Consider the following 7,916-nt stretch of genomic DNA (forward strand, 5'->3'; position numbering starts at 1 on the left):
TCAATTTTTGTTATTAACGACTTTATGCTCGCGGGACATCGAACCGTAGAAGGTGCACTGCCAACCTCACAGTGCCGCCCGAAAAGTCACCACCATTGGCAGTCAGTTTGAGTTGAGTATTGGAGTAATATGCCTGCGGTTGCCCCGTCAAACCACGCACCCAAGACCCGGCACCAAGGCCGTATCCCGACCCGTAGCGCGTGTCCGACACATCCACCCCAAGCGACCAATCGGTAAGAGTGCCGGTCACGGGATCAACCACCAATCCAGTAACCGCGAAGACGATACTGCCGTCCGGAATAACAAATCCGGTCGGCACAGTGGCACCCGCGCCGATCGTGTAGTCAAATTCTACGGTCTCCGCCCGCATTGCAGCCCCAAACGGCGAGGAAGACAGTGGGTTGTCCTCCCACTCCCCCCCGTTGAAGCGAATATCCAAAGCCTCATCCGTCACGAAGATGCGCCAGCCCGACAACGGCGTCACAAACTCCCACCCGCCGTTAATGTAGAACGCCACATCACCGTCTTGGCCGCTCCAAGCGTTTACGCCGCCCGAGGGCACCAAGTAGCTGACCCCGTCTTCAACGGTGCTAGGCGGCGTCGTTTCGGTGCGGCTTGTCACGCTCAATTGCAACGCCGCATCGATCCGCGCCAACGCCTCGTTCACGGTGACATGCTTTTGCGCCTGAGATGCCGCGATCAGCGGGAGGTTCAAAGTTGCTGTATCAGCCATTGAGTTCAATCCTTGTGAATAATCCGGGTCCAAAGCGCAAAGACACCTGCGCTACTTCGATTTCAAAGGGTCCAATCAACCCATCAGACGCTTGATCTGCCGCCGTGTAGGTCCATGAAGCATCGTTGACCTGCGCCTCTCGGATGACAGAGCCATTTTGGATCACGCGGACAACATATTGCTCGACGTCCTCACCCAATGGCACCTCGACCGAGACCCAGCTGTCTCCATCAATCCGTGTGCGGCGCACCCAAGTGGTTTCAATCCCTGCAGCAGAGGTTCTCGCCTTTAGGTGTGCGGGCGCATAGGGACGCAGCCCAACCCCTTGGAATGCCTCAACATAGTAGCGGTACGACGGGTCATCATAAGGGCGCAAAGACGGCCCTATTCGGTAATGACGAGCCAAGCCACGCGCCGACAGTTGCATCTCTATCTGCGACGGGCCGCCATCCAACATGACAAAGCGGCTTCCTACTGGCCACACCTGCGGGATAAGCCCATCGCTGCCAGCTTGACCGCGTAGCAAGCCCGACAGGTCATAGGTGTTCGTCGCGACAAGTTCTGCCCCGGTGAACTGGATGATCTCCCACACGCCCGATGAGCCGTCCCCAATCGCCGCGACGTTGGCCCCGTCCAACACCGCTTCGCGCGAGACGGAGCTTAGCGGCGCACCAGGAACACGCACCCGCAATGGGTCTCCTCGCTGCCACAAGCCTGCTTTGGCCTCGGGCAATGGAGTGTCCAGCACCCCCATGCGAGAGGGCGTCTCAATGACTGTGTTCAACGAGTAATCGCTATCCTCAGTTGAGCTATACACTGCCACGCCGCCGGGCCATGGCGATGCATAGGCCGCGACATAGGGCGCGTGGGCGATCTCATCCCCCGTCAACAGCGGAATATCCATGAATTGCGCGGACACAGGGACAGGCACCGCGAAGGGCCGGATTTCGCCAACACTTTCAACGGCATCGCTCGGCGTATAAATCTGACGCTCGACACGGACCGCATCCACACGGCGCGCGCCTCGGTCTTCCACACGGTCAACTCGGTACAAGGTCTTATCGCCTTGGGTGTCCGTCAGCTCGGCCAGATCGCCTGCCTTTAGATCAATGCGCGAGGGCGGCACGGCAAATGTTACCGCATCCCGCGCAACCCGCGCCTCCGACAACCAACGCTCCGCAATTGTGGTGGCCTCAGCTTCCGTCAAGGCCAGCGGCAACTCGTTCTGGGTCACATCTCTGGCCCCGTCATGCGGAAAGCGTGCGTCCGCCACACGGGCAACGAACTCCCCTTCCGCCTCTACGTAGCCTACGCGGACCTCGCCCACGACTTCAGCCTCAGGGGCACGGGTTTGCTCAAAAACGGCATCACTTCCATCAACTACAAACTCGGCGCTTTCAATGGCCTGCGCCACCCCATCCCTGCGGGATTGGAACACCACCTTGCCGCCGCGCTCAATCGCGTCAAAGCCCAGCGCGATCATCAAGGGTTGCAGCGCCGCACGCGGGGTGTCGAACTCCGCCACGCTAAATCCCCGGACGATCCCATGTAGCGCGTCCACGTCATAGGCAGACAACCCAACGCTTTCGCAGATTTCGCCGACCACATGCGCCAGCGGCATCACCGAGGTTCTCCCCGTCAACCAATGCCCCGTGACATGGTTCTGCCCGTCGCTCCAGACAGACAGGTTGCTGGGAAAATCAGGCCAAGGCCGCGCGTCCCACGCCCAGATGAATGCCCGTGACATGTCGACCATAGCCCCGCCGTAAACGGTGCTAACAGGGTTGTTCCCTTCATCCGCGAAAAAGCCGTAATAGGCGCGCAAATATTGCATCTGCACATAATCATCCCGCTTCCCGCTCGAGAAATGCGGCGTCGCACTTTCGCTGGATTTCGGATCTAGGAATTTGTTGGGCTGATTTGGCCCCTTGTCGATCGCCGCACAGCCCAGTTCCGTAAACCAAATGGGTTTGGATTGCGGCTCCCAATCTGTTGATACAGCAGAGCGCACGCCCCCTACACGGTTGTGATGCGCTTGCTCCCACCAACTCCACAGGTCCTTAAAGCGGTACACCCATGGTTCTCCATGTGCGCCGTCCTCAATCGGGGTGCGTATCTGCAGCGCGCGTTCCTCGGCGTCGCGGTAGTACCAATCATAGCCCTCACCGCTGCGAATGTTGTCGCGCAAGTAGTCGAGGTCATAGATAGTCCCCGCTTCCACATCCAGATGGTCATCCCCGTCACGCCAATCCGCGATGGGCATGTAGTTGTCGATCCCGACAAAATCTATGGCATCATCCGCCCAAAGCGGGTCGAGATGAAACAGCAAGTCTCCAGAGCCGTCCTGAGGTTGATACCCCGAATACTCCGACCAATCCGCAGCGTAGCCGATCTTCACAGATGCGCCTAAAACCATGCGCACCTCCGTCGCCAACACACGAAGTGCCTCTACAGCGGGGAAGGTGCCACCCTCTCCGCGTATCCGTGTCAGCCCGCGCATCTCGGAGCCCACACAAAACGCCCCAACGCCGCCCGCAGCCGCACAAAGATGCGCATAGTGCAGGATAAAACGTCTGTAGGAGTATTCAGCGGGGCCAGAGTAGACCACAGCCCCGTTCACGATCTGAAAATCCGAAGGCTGTGCGGTACCCATAAAGGCGGCAACCTCAGCCGATGCGGCCGCTGTCCCATCCGTAGATCCCACCACGCCAACAGCCCGATCCGACGTAATCCGCCCACGCCAAGGCAAGACCGCTTGCCCCGTGTCACCACTATAGGGGTCTGGCAACGTATTGCCGTCGAGCTGATCCATCAAAATGAACGGATAGAACATCACGCTTTGGCCTGCGTTCTTCAACGCGGCAATGGCCTCTAGCACGGATGCATCTGACGGCGTCCCGCCATAGACCGGCGCACCATCTTCATGGGCCACCAGCTGCGCCTGCGCACGACTTACCCCCGACACGGACCACACGGAGGCATCAGCGCCCCCCGCAGGCGTGCTACCCACCGTGTAAGCGCCACTTTGGTGCTGCTCCACCTTAGGCGCCACTTCACAGTTCCCAGCGCGCAGGTCATTGCCAAACCAGCTGACCACAAGCGAGGTTGAGGCGCAGTTCGGCAATTCCCCATTCAACGCATCCAATGAAGACAGTAGATCCACGGACCCTTCAGCGCTGTTCACATTGGTTGCGATCTCTTCGCCCAAATCGCCCGTGCGGTACACAGGCGTGGTCGCCAAGGCGAACTCCCCCGATCCCGGCATCAAGGCAACGGCTTCAACCAAATCGGTGACCAATTCATCTTTTACCCCATCTGCGCGGGATGGGCGGATCACTTCGAATGTCAGTTGCGGTACGCGGTTGCCGTAATCCGACAGCTCCATATCCTCGATCACGACATAGGCAAGCCCGCGGTACGCAGGGATCGTGCCCTCGCCCTCAATGGCGCTCATCACAGGATCCGGCTGCTGGTCTTTGGTCCCACGGTAGACCTGTAGGTTCAGGTCGGATTTGGTTACGATGTTGCCATCCGCCCAAATACGCCCAACCCGAGCGATCTCGCCCTCGCACAGAGCAATCGCGACCGAAATGCAGTAGCTGTACTGGCGGGTCGTGGCTTTAGGCCCACCCCCTTTGCCCCCGCTTTGCTCGGAGACGGTGACCTTCTCCTTGTAACGCGACGTCCATATGACGTTCCCAGACACACGCATACGCCCATAGGTGCGTGCAATGGCGCCGCCTTCATTGGCGCCCATGACCCGCATCCTGTCCAGACGTCCCGTCTCAACAGTCTCAGAGCCACCACCCAACAGTCGTTGATCAATAGCCCGCCCGATGGTGGCCCCGATGGCACGCCCGATCACAACAGAGCTAAGTCCGAACGCCCCGCCCCCAAGGAAGCCGCCAGCCGCGGCGCCTGCTGCGGAAAGTAGTATCGTTGCCATCAGCTACCTGCTTTCGGAAATTTGAAACGCGCCACAACGCGTCGTGCCCAAGGCTCCGAGAACGGAGACTCCACTACCCCATGCCCCGAATAGGCATGAATGAACTTTGGTGTGCCTCCCAGCGCAGAGACGATGCCTAAATGCTTGGCCACTCCCTGCTCACGCATACGGAACAACACAACGTCTCCCAGCGCTTCCTCCCCCACAGGTTTGGCCACCAATCGCCGCTTTGCTGCGGCCCACAGGCGCTCCTCTCCTTGTGGTTCCGACCAATCCGGTGAGTAGGCAGGGACCTGCTCGGGCTCATCACCGTACATGGCACGCCACACTCCGCGCAAAAGCCCAAGGCAATCAGCGCCCGCGCCCTTACAGCTCGCTTGATGGCGATAGGGCGTCCCTATCCATGTGTGCGCCTCCGCCACCATATCTTCTGCTAGGGTGCTCATTTGTAACGGCTCCCGCCATCATTGGCGCCCGTCTCAGTGGCATACCCCATCAGCCAATCCTCGCCGGGGATATGGGGGAAGCCCTGAAAATTCGCGATGTTTTGGAATTTCAGGCGGCAGGTCTCAATCCGTTTGTCGCATCCCGCCTCAATCATCACCGTGTCGCCGGTCACGATTGGCAAGCGCAATTCTTCCCACAGCTCAATCACCCGCGTGCCATCAATGCTCCGGTCGTTCTTGATTAAGGCGACCAGCCCCTCAGCCTGTCCCGTGCGCACCACCAAGCGACCACGCTCAAACCAACGATCGTCAAATCCGGCCAGCTCAGCAAAACGAAAGACGCGTCCATCCTCAACCTGCTCAACCGCATTCTCGGTCCGGTATCCTGCAACCGTAAGATCAACGCAGCAGGTGCCATCCCCCAGCAAGGCCTGACACGGCTTTTGGTAGACGCGCCCCACCGGAGTATTCAGCACCTCTGACACCCCCCGCAGTTCCGCGTAAAACGCGCCATCCGCCCGCTTCAACTCCCCGATGCTGCCTTTGAACTGTACTTCACGCTCATCCACGTCACGCCAATTCACCAGCCACGCGGTCACTTCGGCCCCGTCAAAGCGCCCCGCGTTGATGTCCGTCTCGGTCACGGCCTCGTCCGACAGTGCCCCCACGGCCTCCGTGTTGTCCACGGCCAGCCCCGTCACCTGTTGCAACGCGCTCGCCGTCAGGCCTGTGTCCGCCTTGAACTCTACCCCATCAAAGCCCACCGCCTCGTCATGGTCGGTGAAACCAAACACCTGCCCGTCACGCCGTGTCACGGCCCAGCAACGGCACACGTTGGTCAATCCGCTCGCTAAATGCTCCTGAAGGCTCATACCCGCACCTCCACGACAGGCACGCTTGGCACGTCCCCTGCTTGGAAACTCGCCACACTGGTCTGAATGGCATCCACGTCAAAGCGCACCGGCACGTCGAACTCAAAGCCGGCGGTTATCTCTACCCCCACGTCCGGTGCTTCACCAAAGCTCACGACGCCCAAATCTGGGTTTATCTCCCAATCCACGCCCTCTTGCAGCGCAATCCCGTCAAAGCCGACAAACACGGTGCCCACCACCGGTTTCTTCACAGGCCGCGCGTAGTCATACCCCCCCGAGGCGTAGGTCTTGATCAATTGCCACTCCGTTTGCACTCCGTCGCCCTGCCCGATGATCTGGTCTTGGAAGGTCACGTCACCTGATGCTTTGCACGAGCGGAAGTCCGACCAGTCTTTCCAACGAAACCCGTATAGCTGCCCTTGGCGCGCCTCAAAGAAGGCCACCATGGTTTCCACGTCATCCAAAGACCGCATACCCACGCCAGCGTCATAGCGGCGGCGCGAGTGCGCCCATGGGGTATTGCGCTCCTCAAAGCCGTTGGCCAAGGTCACCACTTCCGTGCGCCGCTCCGGTCCCCCAAGGGAGCCAAAGGATAGCGACGCCGGAAACCGTACTTCATGAAAATTCATCGCGAGGTCCTCTTGTAAATCATCGGTTGCGCTGGCCGCGGCTCAGTGCGCGGCTCATCTGGGCGGCTATCTGGCTTTGGGAGCGCTGGAACCCCGACACATCCGGCGAGGCGATGTTCATCACCACCTGCACGGGCTGACTGCCCCCGCCTGCACGCACCCCAAGGCTGCCATCAGGTCCACGCGCCAGCGGCATAATCGCCTCAGGCCCCGCTTCGCCCATCAACCCCATGCCGCCGCGCATGGCGAAATTGGTAGGGGAGCTGACAACGCCCCCCTTGGCAAAAGGCATCACGCGCCCCTGGGAAAACGTCCCGCCTTTCTCAAACGGCAGTATTCCCGACACCAAGCCGTTAACCCCATTGGCCAACACTTCCCCCAATCCGTTCTGAACAGGCCTCAACGCGGTGTTATAGGCGGCATTCACCATGCTCTCGGCCACGGTTTTCAGCGCATCCGACAGCTTCATCCCGTCAAACGCCAACCCGTCAAAAGCTTTGCGCAAGCCGCCACCAATCGACAAGGACAACGAGGCCACTTCGCGCGAGGTATAAAGCATCGTCGAACGCATCGCCGCCAGCTCCGTCTCAAAGGTGCTCACAACCACTTCCGCGCCGCCAAGCGAGGCCTCTAACCCCTCAATGCGGCTCTCAAGCCCGTCTATTCCATCCAAGACACCCATCAAGGCGCTCCTTTCATGTCGCTATACATCCGCTCTAGTTCTACTAAGCGAGCGCGGTTCAGCGGCTTCTCCACCGCCTCTAACCCAAGAACCAAAATCAACTCCGCAGGCGTCAGCGCCCAAAATTCCACAGGTTTCAATCCACCCGCCACGCCAGCCCGCATCAACGCAGGCCAGTCAAAGCCGCTCATGCCCCTTGGGTCGCAAAGGCGCGCGCCAGCAATTGTGCCGCCACTTTGGTGCATTCCAGCAAGCCCCCCTCAATCTCGGCTGACAGTAAATCCGCGCCCACACCCCGCCAGCCGCCACCGCGCAGGCCTGCGACGATCAACGCCAGCACATCGCGAGTGGAAAACTTGCCCGCCTCAAAGCGCTCGATCAGCTCCAACACGGTTTCGCCGCCCAGATCCGCTTCCAGCTCGGCCAAGGCTCCCAATGTGAGACGCAACTCATGCGCCTGACCCTCCAGCACCAAGCGGACTTCCCCCGCCCAAGGGTTCGCCATCAGGGGGCCACCGCAGCGTCTAGGATCGGGGTGAACGTCAGCGCGCCCGCCGAGGCCATCGCCATCTCATAGGTGGCCTCCCCCTCCAAAGCCCCTGCATATT

8 protein-coding genes are annotated in these 7,916 nt (G+C 60.1%); all 8 read right to left on the bottom strand.

The features are described 5' to 3' along the window. Window positions 1-22 precede the first annotated feature (22 nt). From ABJN86_RS16930 to ABJN86_RS16965, 8 genes are read right to left on the bottom strand one after another with little or no spacing between them, the layout of a single operon-like run. The gene (locus ABJN86_RS16930) at window positions 23-733 is read right to left on the bottom strand and encodes a DUF2793 domain-containing protein (protein WP_348363065.1); all 711 of its coding nucleotides are present in this window, start codon (window positions 731-733) and stop codon (window positions 23-25) included. Further along, entirely contained in the window at window positions 726-4,679 is a 3,954-nt protein-coding gene (locus tag ABJN86_RS16935; protein ID WP_348363066.1) for a glycoside hydrolase/phage tail family protein, read from the bottom strand. The genes ABJN86_RS16930 and ABJN86_RS16935 overlap by 8 nt, the downstream gene beginning before the upstream one ends. Further along, a complete protein-coding gene (locus ABJN86_RS16940) occupies window positions 4,679-5,125 on the bottom strand; it encodes an NlpC/P60 family protein (RefSeq protein ID WP_348363067.1) in 447 nt (148 codons plus the stop codon). Before ABJN86_RS16940 ends, ABJN86_RS16935 begins: the two co-directional genes overlap by 1 nt. Then, window positions 5,122-5,997, bottom strand: coding sequence for a DUF2163 domain-containing protein (locus ABJN86_RS16945; protein WP_348363068.1), 876 nt, complete (start codon window positions 5,995-5,997; stop codon window positions 5,122-5,124). The genes ABJN86_RS16940 and ABJN86_RS16945 overlap by 4 nt, the downstream gene beginning before the upstream one ends. Beyond that, a complete protein-coding gene (locus tag ABJN86_RS16950; protein WP_348363069.1) occupies window positions 5,994-6,626 on the bottom strand; it encodes a DUF2460 domain-containing protein in 633 nt (210 codons plus the stop codon). The genes ABJN86_RS16945 and ABJN86_RS16950 overlap by 4 nt, the downstream gene beginning before the upstream one ends. A 19-nt stretch (window positions 6,627-6,645) precedes the next feature. Next, a complete protein-coding gene (locus ABJN86_RS16955; RefSeq protein WP_348363070.1) occupies window positions 6,646-7,308 on the bottom strand; it encodes a phage tail tape measure protein in 663 nt (220 codons plus the stop codon). Continuing rightward, a complete protein-coding gene (locus tag ABJN86_RS16960) occupies window positions 7,308-7,499 on the bottom strand; it encodes a phage tail assembly chaperone (protein WP_348363071.1) in 192 nt (63 codons plus the stop codon). The genes ABJN86_RS16955 and ABJN86_RS16960 overlap by 1 nt, the downstream gene beginning before the upstream one ends. Continuing rightward, the gene (locus ABJN86_RS16965) at window positions 7,496-7,813 is read right to left on the bottom strand and encodes a gene transfer agent family protein (RefSeq protein ID WP_348363072.1); all 318 of its coding nucleotides are present in this window, start codon (window positions 7,811-7,813) and stop codon (window positions 7,496-7,498) included. The genes ABJN86_RS16960 and ABJN86_RS16965 overlap by 4 nt, the downstream gene beginning before the upstream one ends. Window positions 7,814-7,916: the final 103 nt, after the last annotated feature.

It is taken from the genome of Litoreibacter sp. (assembly GCF_039974535.1).
Lineage (GTDB): Bacteria > Pseudomonadota > Alphaproteobacteria > Rhodobacterales > Rhodobacteraceae > Litoreibacter.